This is a genomic window from Winogradskyella haliclonae, from assembly GCF_014635865.1.
Taxonomy (GTDB): domain Bacteria; phylum Bacteroidota; class Bacteroidia; order Flavobacteriales; family Flavobacteriaceae; genus Winogradskyella; species Winogradskyella haliclonae.
In genome coordinates this window covers 610,151-626,511 of the sequence record NZ_BMDQ01000001.1, presented here as the reverse complement: position 1 = coordinate 626,511, position 16,361 = coordinate 610,151, and the positions used below count along the sequence as shown (strand labels likewise).

At 33.0% G+C, this 16,361-nt stretch carries 18 protein-coding genes and 1 tRNA gene; 6 read left to right on the top strand and 13 right to left on the bottom strand.

The window, feature by feature from the left end; all coding sequences use genetic code 11:
* Positions 1-99: 99 nt before the first annotated feature.
* A complete protein-coding gene (locus IEV10_RS02865; protein WP_188373184.1) occupies positions 100-1,029 on the top strand; it encodes an SPFH domain-containing protein in 930 nt (309 codons plus the stop codon).
* Between the two features lie 70 nt (positions 1,030-1,099).
* On the opposite strand, the gene IEV10_RS02860 is transcribed toward IEV10_RS02865, so the two are convergent.
* Together IEV10_RS02860 and IEV10_RS02855 are read right to left on the bottom strand one after the other, a co-directional pair.
* Positions 1,100-1,588: a DUF1761 domain-containing protein gene (locus IEV10_RS02860; RefSeq protein WP_188373183.1), complete on the bottom strand. Its 489-nt coding sequence runs from the start codon at positions 1,586-1,588 to the stop codon at positions 1,100-1,102.
* Between the two features lie 93 nt (positions 1,589-1,681).
* Positions 1,682-3,682, bottom strand: a complete 2,001-nt coding sequence (locus IEV10_RS02855; protein WP_188373182.1) for a glutamine--tRNA ligase/YqeY domain fusion protein — start codon at positions 3,680-3,682, stop codon at positions 1,682-1,684.
* Positions 3,683-3,771: 89 nt separating this feature from the next.
* Between IEV10_RS02855 and IEV10_RS02850 the strand changes: the two genes are divergently transcribed.
* From IEV10_RS02850 to IEV10_RS02840, 3 genes are all read left to right on the top strand, one after another.
* Positions 3,772-3,972, top strand: coding sequence for a zinc ribbon domain-containing protein (locus tag IEV10_RS02850; protein ID WP_188373181.1), 201 nt, complete (start codon positions 3,772-3,774; stop codon positions 3,970-3,972).
* 44 nt (positions 3,973-4,016) lie between these two features.
* Positions 4,017-4,388, top strand: a complete 372-nt coding sequence (gene folB / locus IEV10_RS02845; RefSeq protein ID WP_188373180.1) for a dihydroneopterin aldolase — start codon at positions 4,017-4,019, stop codon at positions 4,386-4,388.
* Positions 4,389-4,429: 41 nt separating this feature from the next.
* A tRNA-Cys gene (locus tag IEV10_RS02840) sits at positions 4,430-4,500 on the top strand.
* A gap of 317 nt (positions 4,501-4,817) precedes the next feature.
* Here IEV10_RS02840 and IEV10_RS02835 read toward each other — a convergent pair.
* From IEV10_RS02835 to IEV10_RS02800, 8 genes are all read right to left on the bottom strand, one after another.
* Complete coding sequence (locus IEV10_RS02835) at positions 4,818-5,276, bottom strand: VOC family protein (protein ID WP_188373179.1); 459 nt, start codon at positions 5,274-5,276, stop codon at positions 4,818-4,820.
* Positions 5,277-5,283: 7 nt separating this feature from the next.
* On the bottom strand, positions 5,284-6,891 hold the full coding sequence (locus IEV10_RS02830) for a class I SAM-dependent methyltransferase (protein ID WP_188373178.1): 1,608 nt from the start codon (positions 6,889-6,891) through the stop codon (positions 5,284-5,286).
* Positions 6,892-7,009: 118 nt separating this feature from the next.
* Positions 7,010-7,693: a LysE family translocator gene (locus IEV10_RS02825; RefSeq protein ID WP_188373177.1), complete on the bottom strand. Its 684-nt coding sequence runs from the start codon at positions 7,691-7,693 to the stop codon at positions 7,010-7,012.
* A gap of 57 nt (positions 7,694-7,750) precedes the next feature.
* A complete protein-coding gene (locus tag IEV10_RS02820) occupies positions 7,751-8,422 on the bottom strand; it encodes a head GIN domain-containing protein (protein ID WP_188373176.1) in 672 nt (223 codons plus the stop codon).
* A 58-nt stretch (positions 8,423-8,480) separates the two neighbouring features.
* The gene (locus IEV10_RS02815) at positions 8,481-8,717 is read right to left on the bottom strand and encodes a hypothetical protein (protein WP_188373175.1); all 237 of its coding nucleotides are present in this window, start codon (positions 8,715-8,717) and stop codon (positions 8,481-8,483) included.
* Positions 8,718-8,719: 2 nt separating this feature from the next.
* Entirely contained in the window at positions 8,720-9,019 is a 300-nt protein-coding gene (locus IEV10_RS02810) for a heavy metal-binding domain-containing protein (protein ID WP_188373174.1), read from the bottom strand.
* Positions 9,020-9,024: 5 nt separating this feature from the next.
* Positions 9,025-9,276, bottom strand: coding sequence for a hypothetical protein (locus IEV10_RS02805; RefSeq protein ID WP_188373173.1), 252 nt, complete (start codon positions 9,274-9,276; stop codon positions 9,025-9,027).
* 64 nt (positions 9,277-9,340) lie between these two features.
* Positions 9,341-11,575 carry a ribonuclease R family protein gene (locus IEV10_RS02800; protein WP_188373172.1) on the bottom strand — a complete coding sequence of 745 codons (2,235 nt, stop codon included), beginning with the start codon at positions 11,573-11,575 and terminating at the stop codon, positions 9,341-9,343.
* A 617-nt stretch (positions 11,576-12,192) separates the two neighbouring features.
* Here IEV10_RS02800 and rpiB point away from each other — a divergent pair.
* Both rpiB and IEV10_RS02790 read left to right on the top strand, forming a co-directional pair.
* A complete protein-coding gene (rpiB, locus tag IEV10_RS02795) occupies positions 12,193-12,627 on the top strand; it encodes a ribose 5-phosphate isomerase B (protein ID WP_188373171.1) in 435 nt (144 codons plus the stop codon).
* Positions 12,628-12,925: 298 nt separating this feature from the next.
* A complete protein-coding gene (locus IEV10_RS02790) occupies positions 12,926-13,369 on the top strand; it encodes a GNAT family N-acetyltransferase (protein WP_188373170.1) in 444 nt (147 codons plus the stop codon).
* A 1-nt stretch (position 13,370) separates the two neighbouring features.
* Here the strand turns inward: IEV10_RS02790 and IEV10_RS02785 are convergent, their stop codons facing one another.
* The 3 genes from IEV10_RS02785 to rnpA all read right to left on the bottom strand — a co-directional run bounded on the left by IEV10_RS02785 (position 13,371) and on the right by rnpA (position 16,287).
* The gene (locus IEV10_RS02785; RefSeq protein ID WP_188373169.1) at positions 13,371-14,195 is read right to left on the bottom strand and encodes an OmpA family protein; all 825 of its coding nucleotides are present in this window, start codon (positions 14,193-14,195) and stop codon (positions 13,371-13,373) included.
* Between the two features lie 84 nt (positions 14,196-14,279).
* Positions 14,280-15,914, bottom strand: coding sequence for a S41 family peptidase (locus tag IEV10_RS02780; RefSeq protein ID WP_188373168.1), 1,635 nt, complete (start codon positions 15,912-15,914; stop codon positions 14,280-14,282).
* Positions 15,895-16,287: a ribonuclease P protein component gene (gene rnpA / locus IEV10_RS02775; RefSeq protein ID WP_188373167.1), complete on the bottom strand. Its 393-nt coding sequence runs from the start codon at positions 16,285-16,287 to the stop codon at positions 15,895-15,897. The genes IEV10_RS02780 and rnpA overlap by 20 nt, the downstream gene beginning before the upstream one ends.
* Positions 16,288-16,361: the final 74 nt, after the last annotated feature.

The window sequence follows — 16,361 nt, the reverse complement described above, 5'->3', positions numbered from 1 at the left end:
CTTTTTTAACTCGCTTTTATTTTGAAATAAAATGGACTTCTCAAAAAATATAACTTAATTTTAGTTTCGCTTATTTTACTAACCATTAAAAAACTTGTTATGGAGCAATATCTATTTATTCCTTTTATCTTTTTCGGGCTTATTATTATTATTTCCGCATTCTTTATTGTAAAACAACAAACCGCAGCTGTTATAGAACGTTTCGGTAAATTTCAGAGTATTCGTCATTCTGGACTACAATTAAAAATACCTTTAGTGGATAGAATTGCAGGAAAATTGAGTTTAAAAATTCAGCAATTGGATGTAATTATAGAAACTAAAACTCTTGACGATGTATTTGTGCGGCTTAAAGTATCTGTGCAATATAAAGTGATTAGAGATAAGGTATATGAAGCCTTTTACAAATTAGATTATCCTCATGATCAAATCACATCTTATGTGTTTGATGTGGTGCGTGCCGAGGTGCCAAAAATGAAGTTAGATGATGTCTTTGTTCGTAAAGATGATATTGCTATTGCGGTTAAGGCAGAGCTTAATGACGCCATGATGGAATATGGTTACGACATTATTAAAACTTTGGTAACAGACATAGATCCTGATGCGCAGGTTAAAGAAGCAATGAACAGAATTAATGCGTCAGAACGTGAAAAAATTGCCGCACAATTTGAAGGTGATGCGGCTCGTATTTTAATCGTAGAGAAAGCAAAAGCAGAAGCAGAAAGTAAGCGTTTGCAAGGTCAAGGTATCGCCGATCAACGACGAGAAATTGCAAGAGGTCTTGAAGAGTCTGTAGAGGTGTTAAATAAAGTTGGGATAAACTCTCAAGAAGCATCTGCTTTGATTGTTGTAACACAGCATTACGACACCTTACAATCAATTGGGCAAGAAGTAAATAGTAATCTCATATTATTACCAAACTCACCTCAAGCGGGAAGCCAAATGCTTAATGATATGGTGGCGAGTTTTACGGCAAGTAACCAAATTGGCGAGGCCATGAAAAATGCTAAAAACAAAAGCAAAGAAGAGTAGTCTTATCTAGTAATTAGACATAAAAAAACCTCGAAGAGTTCCTTCGAGGTTTTGTTTTTATATACTTCTATTAAAGTCCACAAAGAATAGCACCCATAACAGCAAGTGTAACTATCCAATAGCCAGCGTTAACAAAAATATACTTTGCGCTTTTGCGTTCAAATAAAGCTATAGTGCCTATAATTGGTAAAGCTCCTAAAACTCCAAATATTGTTCCGTGTAATGCGCCATGTTTAAAGGATCGAAACTCTGTTCCATAATCAGCCATAAATGCTTCAAAAGAGGCTTTGGCGGTTTCTGGTTCTCCTCCAACCATGCCTAAAGCACCCCATTGGTGATTGGTGAATTGCATTAACAATAAAGACAATAGTGCTGCAAAAACGAGAGAAAGTCCAAAAATAACAGCCATTTTACCACTTTTCATTTTTTCTTCAGTCATTCCAGATTCACGCATCCAAAGGTTCCCAAAACCAATTTTTGGGTTGTACCATAATGCACCAACAACTAATGCTGCTACTGCTGCAATAGGAATAGCGATAGGGTTAATAGGTAATTCCATGATTATAAAGATTTTTTAGTTAGTATCATTTAAAAGTACAAAAAAACCTCGAAGGAACTCTTCGAGGTTTTTTTAGTTGTAACATCTACTATTCTAAATTTCGTTTGCCTCAGCAACTAATAATTCGTTTTTATCCTCTTTTGCCTTAGCGATAAAAGCATCAATCTGTTCGTTGCGTTTTAAGCCATTTTTAAGCTGTTCTTTTAAGGTAATCAAAACGGCAATGCGTGTACCTGCTTTTTTTACTGCCGTGCCAAATAAAGCCTCTAAATCTTCGTAAGGCACATCTTTGGCGAGAGACTGTATTTCAGCTTTAGCTTTTAGTTGCTTTTCTTCAGGTAAATTGGTGTATTTTTTACCTAATTGCTGAATGATGCTTATTGCTAGGCGTTTTTGTTGTGCCTGTTTCTGAGCTTGATGATGCTGTGGTTTAGGTTTTTGTTTGGCCCAACTGTCGCGTAAGCCTACTGTTTTATTAAACACCAAGGCATTTGGCTTTGAATCATTATCCACATTAAAGTAGCCTAAACGTTGAAACTGAAACTGCTCTCCTACTTTGGCTTCTGCCAAGCTTGGCTCTAAATACCCTGTTTTTACTTTTAAAGAATTTGGATTTACAAATTCCATGAAGTCTTTATCCTTATGACCATCTGGTGATTCATCCATAAACAAACGGTCGTATTCTCTTACTTCTGCTTCAACGGCATGTGGCACAGACACCCAATGCAATGTTCCCTTGACTCTTTTTTCTGTTTCAGTGGTATATGTACAATGCACCTCTATTATGTTGCCGTTATTGTCCTTAAGAACATTGTTTGCTTGAATAATATACGCGTTCTTTAAACGAACCTCTCCGCCAAGTTTAAGTCTAAAAAACTTGTTCCCAGCCTCTTCTTTAAAGTCGGCTTTTTCGATATAAATTTCTCTTGAAAATGGGACTTTTCTTGAACCGGCGTTATCATCTTCTGGATTGTTTTCAGCGTCAAGCCACTCTTCTTTTCCTTCAGGATAATTCGTAATCACAACTTTCAGTGGGTCTAAAACTGCCATTACACGATTAGCAGATTTGTTTAAATCTTCGCGCACACAAAACTCTAAAAGCGATACATCAATGACGTTTTCACGTTTAGCAACACCAACCTTATCTATAAATTGGCGTATAGCGTTTGGCGTATAACCTCGACGACGCAAGCCAGAAATGGTTGGCATCCGAGGATCATCCCATCCAGACACTTTTCCTTCTTCAACTAATCGAAGCAATTTGCGCTTACTCATTATGGTATAACTCAAGTTTAAACGAGCAAATTCACGCTGTTTTGGCGGCATAGGCAGCTGTTCTTTAGCGTAATCGTAGACCTGCTCTCTAAACCAATTGTATAGCTTTCTATGTGGCTTAAACTCTAGAGAGCATAGTGAATGCGAGATTTGTTCTATGTAATCACTCTCGCCATGTGTCCAATCGTACATTGGGTAAATACACCAATCTTCACCTGTTCTGTGATGATGCGCATACATAATACGATACATTAAAGGATCGCGCATCAGCATATTAGGGTCTTCCATGTCTATTTTAGCACGCAAAACATGTTCTCCGGCCTTGAATTCACCAGCTTTCATACGTTGGAATAAATCCAAGTTTTCTTCAACTGTTCGGCTTCTGTAAGGGCTATTTGTACCAACTTGTGTTGGCGTGCCCTTTTGCTCTGCCATTGTTTCTGAAGATTGAGAATCTACATAAGCTTTACCATCTTTAATCATTAAAACCGCCCAATCATAGAGCTTTTGAAAATAATTTGAAGAATACAATTCGTTTTCCCACTCATAACCCAACCAAGCGATGTCTCTTTTAATGGCATCTACATATTCTTGCTCTTCTTTTGCTGGGTTTGTGTCGTCAAATCGTAAGTTAACTGGCGCATTATATTTTTCACCTAAGCCAAAACTAATCCCAATAGCTTTGGTATGGCCTATGTGTAAATAGCCATTTGGTTCTGGTGGAAATCTAAAACGCAAGGCTTCTTTTGGCAAACCATTAGCTAAATCTTCTTCTATAATATGCTCAATAAAATTGAGTGATTTTGTTTCTTCTGACATTGCAAAAAATTAAAGTGTAAAATTACACAAAATTGTAACAAAACAGTCTTATTTATATACCTATACAAAGAATCTAAATCTTATAAAACATGAGTTATAAATGTCCAAAATGCGATAATACCACTTATGATGTTGACGAAATGAGAGCTACTGGCGGAACATTGTCAAAAATATTTGATGTACAAAACAAGAAATTTACGTCTGTAACATGTAAAAAGTGCTCTTATACCGAGTTTTTTAAAGCAAAGACAAGTGCATTGAGTAACATCTTTGATTTGTTTACCAATTAAGGCTTAGACAATCCCGATGTGACAGAAAGGTTTATTTTTGCTTTATGGGAATAATAAAAGTTGAAAACATACGTGTATTTGCACATCATGGATGCTTAGCTGAAGAAACCAAAATTGGTAGTGATTACCGCGTGGATTTAGAAGTAAAAGCCAATCTAAAAATCTCTGCAAACACAGACGAATTAAGTGATACCGTTGATTATGTGTTTTTAAATACAGTTGTTAGAGAAGAGATGGCGCAACCATCAAAGCTATTGGAAACAGTGGCTCAACGTATTCTAAATCGTATTTTCTCTGAAGATAAAATGGTGAACAAAGCTACGGTTAGTGTAAGCAAGATAAACCCGCCTATTGGGGGTGATGTTGAAATGGTAACCATCAAAATGACTCAGAAACGAAAAAACAAGAGTAAATAGTGTAAAACAGTAAATATTTTTATATTTGCCAACGCATATAAGGTGTCGTGGCCGAGTGGCTAGGCAGTGGTCTGCAACACCATCTACAGCGGTTCGAATCCGCTCGACACCTCAAGAAACCTTCAACAAACGTTGAGGGTTTTTATTTATACTTTTTTATAAACATTGATTAAAGTTATAAATCATCTACAACTGTTTTCCCGATAGTTATAGAACCGCTCAACACCTCTAGAAATCTTCAGTGTATACGGGGTTTTGCTTTTTAAAATTTAAAAAAGTGAAATAAGCTTGAGCGCTATTTAAACACCACTATAAACAAGACGTCTCTTAAAACCTTCAACAAGTGCTAAGGTTTTTACGTATCAAAATTTAAATTAAATGTTGGTGGTTTGAGTGTGAAATAAATGGCGCTTTTAGAAGTTATAGAAATTATTCTTTTATGGCTAACCATTCTTCGTAGGTGACGACTCGCCTTTCGCTATCAGGCTTAGTTTCTCCTTCTAAGATTCCAATAAATTCTAGTTCGTGTCCATCTGGGTCATTAAAATAAATGGATATCGCAGGCATCCAAACAAAAACCATAGGCACGTCTTTGTTATCATTCAAAAAATTCCATGATTTGATATTTCTAGCTTTGAGGTAATTGACTGATTCATTGAGAACCCAATCAGGTTCACATTCAAATGCAAAATGCCTAATATCAATCTCTTCTTTAGGCTTTTCCCATAACCCCAGCATAAACTGTTTATCTTCTCCTATCCAAAAGAAAGCAATTTTTCGCTCTTGACTAAAGCGGCATTGTTTTAATCCAAGTGTGTTTTTATAAAAATCTATTGAGCGTTCAAGGTTTTCAACAAACAAATGCGTTTCATAAAGTCCTTTTATCATGGTCTTCTTAATTTTTTAACAAGCTAATGGACACTGTAGCAAAGTCAGAATCAGGGAATTTTCTAAACTTACTCATATCAGGAGCTAAACCGGCGTCTTGAATTACGTTTAAATACTCATCCAACTCTAGTATATATTGATCAGAATATCCATGTGTTAGGTCATAAGCAGTGGCAGCCGTATTCCCTAAGTTTTGTGCAACCAATTCTGGATTGACGGTATGCAGCTCAATTAGTAATAAACCAAATTTTTTGACATAAGGTGTCCATTTACCAATATGCTCTTTTAATGATTCTGCAACTAAATTATTATTGATTCTTTCGCCCTCAAAAGCATATGCACCGGTTGACATGCTTACTCTTGAGGGTTTGTTTTTAGGGTGTTTCCAAATTCTATTATGATCTAAAAAGGTTCTTACGTTGAGTAATTCTCTTATATCAATATCATAATTTTTCTCTAGGTCTTCAGCTAAACGATTAGGGTCACCAATATCTCCCCAAATAATCTTCGCCCATATGTCTGCTTGAATAAGGTTTTTCTTAGTCACTTTGAGTGCTGCTTCGTTATAATCTACTCCTATTATTTTTAAAGGATATTCATCTAAAATAGAGCCTCGATAGGTTTGATTCTCTATAACTGAAAATAAATGCTTTAAAAAAGCACCATTACCACATCCCATATCAAGAACGCCTTGAGGTTGTTGGTCTATTGGTTTGTTAAAAAGGTCGATTATAATTTGGTCTACAACCTTGAAATAGGCGCTATGAGCACCACCGCTTCCCCAAATATTCATTTCACGATCGACATGTTTTTCTTCAGATGCTGTAGATTGCTTTTTAAGTATTAATGGATCACCAAATATTAGGTTGTCTAATTTGCAAAGTGTGGGTTTATAAGATACTGTAACACCATATGCACTGGCTCTTTTTGCAAAAAACAATCCAAAATCAGTAAATGAATAAGAGCCATTTTTTTGATCAAACCAACCTAATTCCGTGAGGATTATAAGTAGTTTATTAAACTCTTGATGGTTTTGGTAGAACTCTTCAGCTTTAAATCTCGATTCCATAAAATACTTATGAAACATGCCTGTAATACCTAAATAGACAATAGTTGGCCCAACGATAACACCTTCGATATGTGCTAGGATTTGTTCCTCTATTTGTCTTTGAAGCTCATTTTTAGATAACTGAATACCATAGTTGGTTTTGTACTTATTGTAAATGCGTTCCAGTTTCAGAAATGGTTCAATTTCAAATTTTCTTGGATGGTAATTCTCAGACATTTTTAATAAGTCTGTAACATCCTTATACAAGTGAAAATAATTGAACGCTATTTCAGATGCTTCATTGGTTTGATAACTAATAGCATCATTTTTATTATCAACATTTTGAACAAGCCAGCCTTGAGAACAAAGCCCTCTTAATGCAATATTTAAATAGCCTTCGTTTGCCTTGAATTTTGTTGTAAGCTCCTTAAGGGTTGCTGCTTTGTTTTGTAGTAAATAATCTGTTACACCGTGTTCTTTTAAGGTATAAGCAGTGGGCGAAATAACAATACCATCAAGGTGACGGAACAGTTTGCTTCTTAAACTTGCTTTTTGAGTTGAGTTCATGCTAGGTCTTTGGATAATTTTCTAGTACGTGACCTAAGATAGCAAATATGTCGAAACAAAGTTCCTGATAGGAATTTCGGTTGCAAAAAAATATATGTGGTGTAGAAATGTTGTTTTATTAATGCCTTACAGGATTAATTTTTTCTATTTGCTCCTTGCTTTTCTCATACATTTCTGGGAAAAGACCTTGAGTTAATAGTAAAATTCCAAAGCCTAGGATTGCTAATGCTACAATTTTTTTGGTTTTAAAAATACGTCTTGGCGTTAATTTTGTTCGTAGTCGTTTTGCAGCAGCAATCTTAAATAAGTCTACAACAAAATACGTGGTTAGCATTGTTGTAATAAAAATAAATGTGCCGTTTTCTGAGGTGGTTAAAGACGTACCTATAACAATAAAACCCAACCAACCTAAAAGCACACCGATATTTATAAAATTGAGTAAAAAGCCTTTGATAAATAGTTTTCCGTAGTCTTTCTGGATTTCGACTTTATGGTATTCTCTAACAATGGCTCGAAAAGACTTGGACGTTTTGATAAAAGAAATAATGCCATAAACTATAAGTAGTACCCCACCAAAAATTAGAAAACTAGGGTCGTCTTTTACTTTTTCTACAATTTTATTTGTACTGTAAAATGCTAAAAGAATAAAAACAACATCGGCTAATATAACACCTAAATCAAATATTAACGCGCTTTTAAATCCTTTTGTAGCGCTCGTCTCTAAGAGCACAAAAAAGACTGGTCCAATGGTAAAGGCAAGTATGATTCCAAAGGGAATGGCTGTTAATATATCGTCAAACATGTAAACACTGATGGTTTACACAAATGTAGTAAAGATATTACGAACAAGAAAGGTTGTTTACATGCGTTTTATACGGCCACCAAGGACACGTTTTTCGTCAATTTCTTTTGGGTTTCCGTAGATATAAACATCTCCACCTGCTCTGACTCTAACCTCAACAAATTCTGAAGCATTAATCTCAGCTTCACCTGCAGCATTAATCGATACTTCGGTGTTTTCTGTTTTAAATTCTTTACCATTAAATACACCGCCGGTATAAATAGTGACATCTTGATTTTTGGATTGCCCTGTAAGATTGACAACACCTCCAGTAACTGCTCTAACATCTGTGTATGATGCTTTGACATCCGCTGTAATTTCTCCACCTTCTTGGGCCTTAAATTTAATATCAAATTGCTCTATCGTGCCTTTAACTTTGATGTTTGCGCCTTCATTAGCATCTATAATATCTACTGATGTGTAATGTAGCATCACTTGTGTGTCGTTACCATCATAAGATTCTTCTAATTCCATGCGGATTTTAAGTTTTCCGTTTTTATTAATGACTTGTACATTTCTTCTATTTGCGCCTTCTATAACTATTTTGTTTTCATCTGATTTAATCATGGTGACATTAATTAAATCAAAGGCTTTAAGCTCTTTAAATTCGCCAACATCTTTTACAATTGGACTTTGTGCACATACTAGTGTGCTTATTACAAATGCTATAATGGTTATTGCTTTTTTCATTTTGCTTTAATTTTATAAGTATACAGATAATACTAAAAACGAACTGTTACATATTTAATTATTTAATGATATAAATTCGGTCACTAAAAAACCATTTTAACTGTACTTCTTTTCCAGATTGTTTATTAATAATTGTCCGTCTTGGTGAAAAAAGAGCGGCTATTACCGCTGAAATCATTCCAGCAACTGGACCTTCAGTTAAACCTAATATACCTTTAAAAAATAGTAATACCAGAATAAAGATTCCTAGAAAAATAAGTAACGAAATAAGAATGGCTTTTGTGCTAGGATTCATAATCAGACCATTACTTTAACTGCAGTTCCGGTGACTGAGACCATTGGGTAATTTGTAGTAGTTAATTCTATTTCTATTTTAATACCTACTATGGCATTAGCGCCTAGAGCTTTAGCATTTTCTGTTAAAGATTGAAACGCTTTTTCTTTTACAACATCCACACTATCTTGAAGTTTTTTATAATATTTTGAAGTGCTAAATCCTGAAGCTAATGTTTGGTCGTTAATAGCAACACCAGTTACAATACCTAAATAATCTGCAATTTTAAAACCTTCAATCGTATTTGTCGTTGTTAATATCATAGTTTTTATAATGTTTTTGTTTTAAGATAAGCTTGCCACAACTCTTGTGGGTCATTTATAGACAAATCTACTTTACCGCAAGAACCACATATTTGTGCTTTTAAGGCGCCTTTTTCAAATTTATTAAAAAGAACTCTATCTGTTGTTTTAATCTCAACAGACAAATCTTTTTTAACATTACCATGACCAAAATCTATAATTCTCATGTCATGCATTATTCTTGTAGAACCACAAGCGGAACAGGTATCTGTTTTCATAATTTATAGAAATTTATCGTTTCTATATCTGTCTGAGATATTATGGTTTTGTTACAGATAGCGTTTATTCTTGTGGTTTACCAACCATAAAGAAATCTAGATGTTTTTTCACTAAGTCTGTGTTCTTAACTTTAACAATGACCTCATCACCAAGTTGATATATCATATTTGTGTTTTTACCAATCATTGCATAATGGTCTTGGTCAAAATAATAGTGATCGTCATTCATATCTCGAACACTAACCATACCTTCGCATTTATTAGAAATGATTTCCACATAAATACCCCAATCAGTAACACCAGAAATAACACCTGTAAATTCTTCGTCTTGGTGGTCTTGCATAAAACGAATTTGCATGTATTTGATAGAATCTCGCTCTGCTTTTGTTGCTAAGTTTTCCATATCGCTACTATGACGACATTTTTCTTCATAAATCTCTTCATTAGCGGATTTGTTTCCATCGAGATAGTGTTGTAATAAACGATGCGCCATTACATCAGGATAACGACGAATTGGTGATGTAAAATGACTGTAATATTCAAAAGACAATCCATAATGTCCGATATTATGCGTCGTATATTCTGCTTTAGACATCGTACGGATTGTTAGTGTATCTACAAGATTTTGCTCTTTTTTACCAACCACATCTTTTAATAAATTATTTAATGAAGAAGACACACTAGCCTTATCTTTAAAATTAAGTTTATGACCAAAACGACTAACTACATTTTGAAGTTGTGCAAGTTTTGCTTCATCTGGCTCATCATGAACACGATAAACAAAGGTCTTTTTTGGTTTTTGCTTTCCTATAAATTCTGATACTTTTCGATTAGCTAATAACATAAACTCCTCAATGAGTTTATTTGCATCTTTACTTGTCTTAAAAAATACACCAACAGGATTTGCGTCGCTATCTAAATTGAACTTTACTTCAACTTTATCAAAAGAAATAGCACCTTCTCGCATACGTTGCGAGCGCATTTTTTTAGCCAATCTATCTAAAACCAATACCGCTTCAGCAATTTCAGGTTGTGTTTTATATTCTTTTTCTGTTAAAGACACTTCTTTAGGAATAGTTGTATCTATTTTAGAATTATTGATAGAATCTAAAGTAATATTTGGATTATTTTCTATAATCGCTTGTGCTTCTTCATAAGCAAAACGTGCATCAGAATACGTAACTGTTCGTCCGTACCATTCGTCTTTAATTTCGCATTTTGCATTCATTTTAAATACTGCAGAAAACGTATACTTTTCTTCATGAGGACGTAAAGAGCACGCGCCATTAGATAGACGTTCTGGAAGCATTGGTACTACACGATCTACTAGATAGATTGAAGTGGCGCGCTCATAAGCTTCATCATCTAAGATTGTATCTGGTTTTACGTAGTGTGATACATCTGCAATATGGATGCCTATTTCATAATCTCCATTTTCTAAAACCTTAAACGATAAAGCATCATCAAAATCTTTTGCATCTTTTGGATCAATGGTAAAAGTTAAATCTTTACGCATGTCACGACGCTTTTTTATCTCTTCTTCCTTAATAGAAATATCAATATTGTTAGCATAGTCCTCTACTTCATAAGGAAACTCTGCTGGCAAACCATACTCAGCTAAAATAGAATGTATCTCAGTACTATGTTCTCCAGGTTTACCTAAAACTTTAAGGACTTTACCATAAGGAGAATCTGCTTTTTCTGGCCAATCGGCAAGAGCAACAAGTACCTTATCACCGTCATCTGCTTTATTAATTTTATTAATGGGTACAAAAATGTCTTTGTACATTTTACTACTATCCGTAACTACAAAAGCAAAATTCTTTTTGTCTTGAATTTGAATAGTACCTACATACTCTGTTTTAGCTCGTTTAAGAATATTGGTTATTTCTCCTTCTAGTTTTCCTAGTCTTCTTCGTTTGTAAGCATAAAATTCTACTTCATCACCATCTAAAGCTTTGTTAATATTGTTTGATGCAATAAACACATCGTCTTCAAAATCATCTGATATAACATAACCATTTCCTTTAGCGGAAAGATCTAAGATACCAGTGTAATATTCTGCAGTAACAATAGCTCTATACTTTCCACGGTCTACTTGTTCTATCTCTTGTCTCGCAGTAAGTTTAGCTAAGGTTTTTATAATTTGATTACGACTACTAGCATCATTAACACCAAGTATGGCTGCAATCTGTTTGTAGTTAAAGGATTTATTTCGTTCTTTTTTTAGAATACTTAGAATTGTATTAGTAAGGTTTGAAATCCCCTTCTTGGATTTCTTTTTTCTTTTTTTTGTCATTTAATTATTTGTCATTTTCATTTTCCTGAAAGTGTCAGGAATTCTATCTATAATACACTTAATATCAGGCGAAGTAAATTATATTAAGTTGGTACAAAGCTAAGGTATTAATTTTTAACCATGTTTAATTAAAGTTAAATCAATTAAAAATTACAGTTTTCCACAATTATACTATTATACATTTTTTCTTTTTAAAAATTTAAAATAAAAATGATGGTTATTATAGACTGTTAATAGCGGTATAACTTTTTATAGTGTTAGTTGTAAAAATGACTTACTATTTTCTATTAACATGTTATAAGATAATTAAAGACTTATAATTCAGTGTTTTTTGATTTACTATTCACAGTTGTTAATAACCTAAATTAACGTATTATTTTTAATAAGTCTTTTAAAATTCTATGTTAGTAGATTCTTTTTTTTATCTGATAACTTATCTAAAATTTAAGTCTAACTTTTTTGGTTTTGTAAAACTAATTCTGGTTTGTAATTTTTATTGAATAAATAAAATTTTACTTCTAAATACTTGTCAACACTTATTAACAAGTAATGAATAACCCTATTAACCAATTTGAAATAATCGTAACTTTACACTAATAAAAAAACAAAAACAAAAAATGACAATTTCTATAGGTAATGATCATGCTGGTCCTGATTATAAACAAGCTATTATAAAACATCTTGAATCAAAAGGGATTACTGTAAAGAATTACGGAACAAATACGTTTGATAGTGTAGATTATCCAGATTTTGTACATCCTGTAGCAAAAGATGTTAATGACAATAAAGTAGATTTTGGGATTCTTATTTGTGGTTCTGCTAATGGTGTAGCTATGACAGCAAATAAATATCCTAATGTAAGAGCTGGGATTTGTTGGATGAATGAAATAACAGAACTCACAAGGCAGCATAATAATGCTAATATTATTTGTATTCCTGCACGTTATACAGCGATACCACAAGCATTAAAAATGGTAGATACATTTTTAGACACAGACTTTGAAGGCGGTCGACACCAAAATAGAGTTAATAAAATACCTATGAGTTGCTAGATATATAAGATTGAAAATAAACATGTAATCAAAAAAAATAGTATTTAATAGCTTTTATTTTATAATTGCTATTCCATTGGTTAATTTAGCATCGTATTACTTTAATCTAATAATATAAATAGTGAATAATTGAAGTTTTTTTAGATACCATTTTAAACACTTTATAGTTAGATTAATAAGTATAATTTAATGGGGATTAATTATACTTGACAGATTAAACCTTGAGTAGATATACTCAAGGTTTTTTTATCCTAATTTCTTTTTAGCTTAAGTTTGTCACAACTTAATAAATAACTTAATGTTAGAGACTTCTATAAAACAATTTTCAGAACTTAATACACAAGAATTATATGATTTGCTTCAACTTAGAAGTGAGGTTTTTGTTGTTGAGCAGGATTGTGTTTATCAAGATATTGATGGTAAAGATCAAAGAGCATTGCATGTTTTGGGTTATAAGAACAAAAACCTTGTAGCTTATACACGTATTTTTAAACCTGGAGATTATTTTAATGAGGCTAGTATTGGTAGGGTAGTGGTTGCCGAAAATCAACGACAGCATAAATATGGTTACGATATAATGAAAGCCTCCATGAAAGCTATAGAAAACCATTATAATACAGAGGTTATATTAATTTCTGCACAAGTTTACTTAAAACGCTTTTATAATAATTTAGGTTTTTTTGAAACAGGAAAGACATACTTAGAAGACGGAATTCCACATATAAAAATGAAGAAAAGTTAGGTTAATGCCCAACTTTTGTAACTAAAAATTCCACACGACGGTCAAGTCTTTGAGGGCCACCTAAAGGAAACTTACGCTTCATACCTATATATTTCATTCTATGTCTACTAACCCCTTTACTTGCTAAGTAATCATAAATATATTTTGCACGCGCATAAGACAAGTTTCTTTTTTTTGTCTTACCATCAATAGCATCTCTTTCTCCACTTGTGCAACAGACATGGCCTTCAATTGTAAAATAAACATCACTACGTTTTACTAAAATGGACGCAATTTTACTTAATATCACTTTAGATTCAGGAATTAAGTAGCTGTAACCACGCTCAAACAATAAGTTTTCTAACAATATTTTATCGCCAACTTTTAAGTCTCCACTTAAAATTGTTTCCAATTTTTTAGAATCGAAATTGTTCTTTCTAGCAGGAAAAACTGGAGATACTATAATTTCTACTTTTCTATTAAGACCTCTAATTCTTTTTACCTCGTTTTCTTTTATGATACGAAGTAATAATTCGCCCTTACCATCTGTATTGGTAATTAGAGATTCGTCAAATTCGTTATTAGTTAAAACCTCTTTAATAACATTGGCGCGATTTTGAGAGAGTACCATATTATAGGAATGACTACCTCTATCATCACAAAAACCGTAAATAGAAATCTTATGTATATCCACAGACTCTATATCATCTAGGAAGAGAAGAAGTCTATGCATTTCTGTTTCAGGAATAGAGTATTTATCTGTTTCAAAATAAACAATGTGTTTTATCTCGGTTTGAGATATTACCACTTGAAAACCAAAAAAAGCAAGAAAAAATAACTTTTTCATTATAAAGGGTTTAGACCACAAGTCTTAACTTTTAAGCTAAGATTTACAGCTTATCCGCTTTATAAATATATAAAATTTAGATATTTAGTTTAAAATCTTATTGTATTTAGATAGGTTTGAAAGAATATCTAATGCTTTCTTTATTTCGGTGTTATTGGCTTTATAATACTCGTAAAGCCCCTCAGAATAGAAGTAGCGTTTAATAATTTCATCTCTTAAAAGCAATGATAATTTTTCCTTATCCTTATTAACAGCAGACGTTTTGTAGTTTTCTAATGCAGAAACCAATTGGTTGTACTCTGAAGTAATAGTATTGTTTAATTCTTCTTCTTTAGCAACCTCTATAGCTTCACTAAGCGCTTTTTCTGTCTTTGTCTCAAAATTAAAGTTGTTCTTCTTCAAATAATTTTTAAAAGCTTCAAAATCAGAACTAGAAAATGTATATCCATTTAAGTCTGAAATTTTATTTTTATAAAAATACTCAGTGGCAAAATCAAAAATCAAATTTTCATTTTCAATAGCCTTGGTAATAGGGGTTTGTTTAGATTCAGCAATTTCTATATCCGGTTGCACACCACCACCATCAAAAACTGCACGACCTTTTTTAGTTTTAAAAGCCTTATAGTTTTCTTTTTTAGTGCGTGTAGCATTTCCTTTTTCATCTCTATTCCAATAATCCAAAGCCTGAATACAACGACCAGATGGCGTGTAATATCTTGAGATGGTAATCTTCATTTGCGTACCATAAGTTAATGGTTTTGGACGTTGAACAAGACCCTTTCCAAAACTCCGCGCACCAATAACAACAGCACGGTCTAAATCTTGTAAAGCACCAGAAACAATCTCACTTGCTGAAGCAGATCTACCATTAATTAAAACCGCTACAGGAATATTTAAATCAACCGGATCTCGTTTAGTATAATACGTTTTATTGTACTTTTTTACTTTAGATTTAGTGGTAACAACTAATTGTCCTTTTGGCACAAAAATATTTACAATGTTTACCGCTTCATTAAGTAAGCCACCAGGGTTTCCTCTTAAATCTAAAATAATTTTTTTAGCACCAACATTCTTAAGAGAATTAAGTGCTTTTATGGTTTGAGAAGACGCTTTTTTATTAAACTTTCTTAAAACTATATATCCAGTATCTTCATTAATCATAGAGTAATGTGGTACCGCATTAATTTCAAGGGATTCTCTGATAACTTTAATGGTATTGATTTTACCTTGCCTTCTATAAGTTAACGTTACTTCAGTTCCTGCAGCACCCTGAAGTAGATTGCCAGCGTCATCTTTAAAGTCTGTAATATCTACATTGTCGATTTTAATAATTTCATCTCCAGCTTTTAATCCAGCTTTATCCGCAGCATAATCTTTATAAGGCTCGACAATTACTAACTTATCCTTTAAGGTTCTTACTTTTGCACCTATACCGGTATAGTCCCCAGCATTATTAATTCTTGAAGACTGTACATCTTGCTCGTTATAAAATTTTGTGTAGGGGTCCAGCTCATTAAGCATACTCTTAATAGCAGTATCCATTAAATCACCAGGATTAGTATCATCGACATAATTCATGTTTAATTCCTTAAACATGGTTGTGAAAATCTCTATTTGCTTTGCTATCTCAAAAAAATTAGAGTTGAAAGCTGTGGAACTTACAAATACCACTACAAGGGCTATTGGAAGAATTATTTTTTTATTTAGAAACCGTTTCATCTTTAGATGTATGTTTTAAAAATTTCTGAAAAAGAAGATTTGTTGTTGTATCTAGTTCTTCAAAAGTTGTTTTGTCTTTACTAATGTACAAAATCATAAAAGCGTACGATGTTGAACTTTTGTTAAAGTATTTTGACTTATTCAACCTATAAGCTTCTCGCATTAGGCGTTTTATTCTGTTTCTGTCAACCGCGTTTTTATGCATACGTTTACTCACAGAGACACCAGTTTTTAGAATTGAGGTATCGTCAAATGTTGTTTGTAGATAAACCAAGCGCAAGGGGAAAACCGTTATTGCTTTTCCTTCTGAGAAAAGCAACTCTATAAGCTTTTTGCTTTTAAGTTTATCTTTTTTTGAATAGCTAAAATTCATTCAATAGGTTTAGTAAAGTAAATATAATACAAACCACTTGTATGAAAAGTATTGATATAAAAAAGACGCCCATA

What these genes read in the sequence shown, in the direction of transcription:
- IEV10_RS02865 (WP_188373184.1), top strand. Translation starts at nt 100, where the DNA reads ATGGAGCAATATCTATTTATTCCTTTTATCTTTTTCGGGCTTATTATT.
- IEV10_RS02860 (WP_188373183.1), bottom strand. Translation starts at nt 1,588, where the DNA reads ATGGAATTACCTATTAACCCTATCGCTATTCCTATTGCAGCAGTAGCA.
- IEV10_RS02855 (WP_188373182.1), bottom strand. Translation starts at nt 3,682, where the DNA reads ATGTCAGAAGAAACAAAATCACTCAATTTTATTGAGCATATTATAGAA.
- IEV10_RS02850 (WP_188373181.1), top strand. Translation starts at nt 3,772, where the DNA reads ATGAGTTATAAATGTCCAAAATGCGATAATACCACTTATGATGTTGAC.
- folB (WP_188373180.1), top strand. Translation starts at nt 4,017, where the DNA reads ATGGGAATAATAAAAGTTGAAAACATACGTGTATTTGCACATCATGGA.
- IEV10_RS02835 (WP_188373179.1), bottom strand. Translation starts at nt 5,276, where the DNA reads ATGATAAAAGGACTTTATGAAACGCATTTGTTTGTTGAAAACCTTGAA.
- IEV10_RS02830 (WP_188373178.1), bottom strand. Translation starts at nt 6,891, where the DNA reads ATGAACTCAACTCAAAAAGCAAGTTTAAGAAGCAAACTGTTCCGTCAC.
- IEV10_RS02825 (WP_188373177.1), bottom strand. Translation starts at nt 7,693, where the DNA reads ATGTTTGACGATATATTAACAGCCATTCCCTTTGGAATCATACTTGCC.
- IEV10_RS02820 (WP_188373176.1), bottom strand. Translation starts at nt 8,422, where the DNA reads ATGAAAAAAGCAATAACCATTATAGCATTTGTAATAAGCACACTAGTA.
- IEV10_RS02815 (WP_188373175.1), bottom strand. Translation starts at nt 8,717, where the DNA reads ATGAATCCTAGCACAAAAGCCATTCTTATTTCGTTACTTATTTTTCTA.
- IEV10_RS02810 (WP_188373174.1), bottom strand. Translation starts at nt 9,019, where the DNA reads ATGATATTAACAACGACAAATACGATTGAAGGTTTTAAAATTGCAGAT.
- IEV10_RS02805 (WP_188373173.1), bottom strand. Translation starts at nt 9,276, where the DNA reads ATGAAAACAGATACCTGTTCCGCTTGTGGTTCTACAAGAATAATGCAT.
- IEV10_RS02800 (WP_188373172.1), bottom strand. Translation starts at nt 11,575, where the DNA reads ATGACAAAAAAAAGAAAAAAGAAATCCAAGAAGGGGATTTCAAACCTT.
- rpiB (WP_188373171.1), top strand. Translation starts at nt 12,193, where the DNA reads ATGACAATTTCTATAGGTAATGATCATGCTGGTCCTGATTATAAACAA.
- IEV10_RS02790 (WP_188373170.1), top strand. Translation starts at nt 12,926, where the DNA reads ATGTTAGAGACTTCTATAAAACAATTTTCAGAACTTAATACACAAGAA.
- IEV10_RS02785 (WP_188373169.1), bottom strand. Translation starts at nt 14,195, where the DNA reads ATGAAAAAGTTATTTTTTCTTGCTTTTTTTGGTTTTCAAGTGGTAATA.
- IEV10_RS02780 (WP_188373168.1), bottom strand. Translation starts at nt 15,914, where the DNA reads ATGAAACGGTTTCTAAATAAAAAAATAATTCTTCCAATAGCCCTTGTA.
- rnpA (WP_188373167.1), bottom strand. Translation starts at nt 16,287, where the DNA reads ATGAATTTTAGCTATTCAAAAAAAGATAAACTTAAAAGCAAAAAGCTT.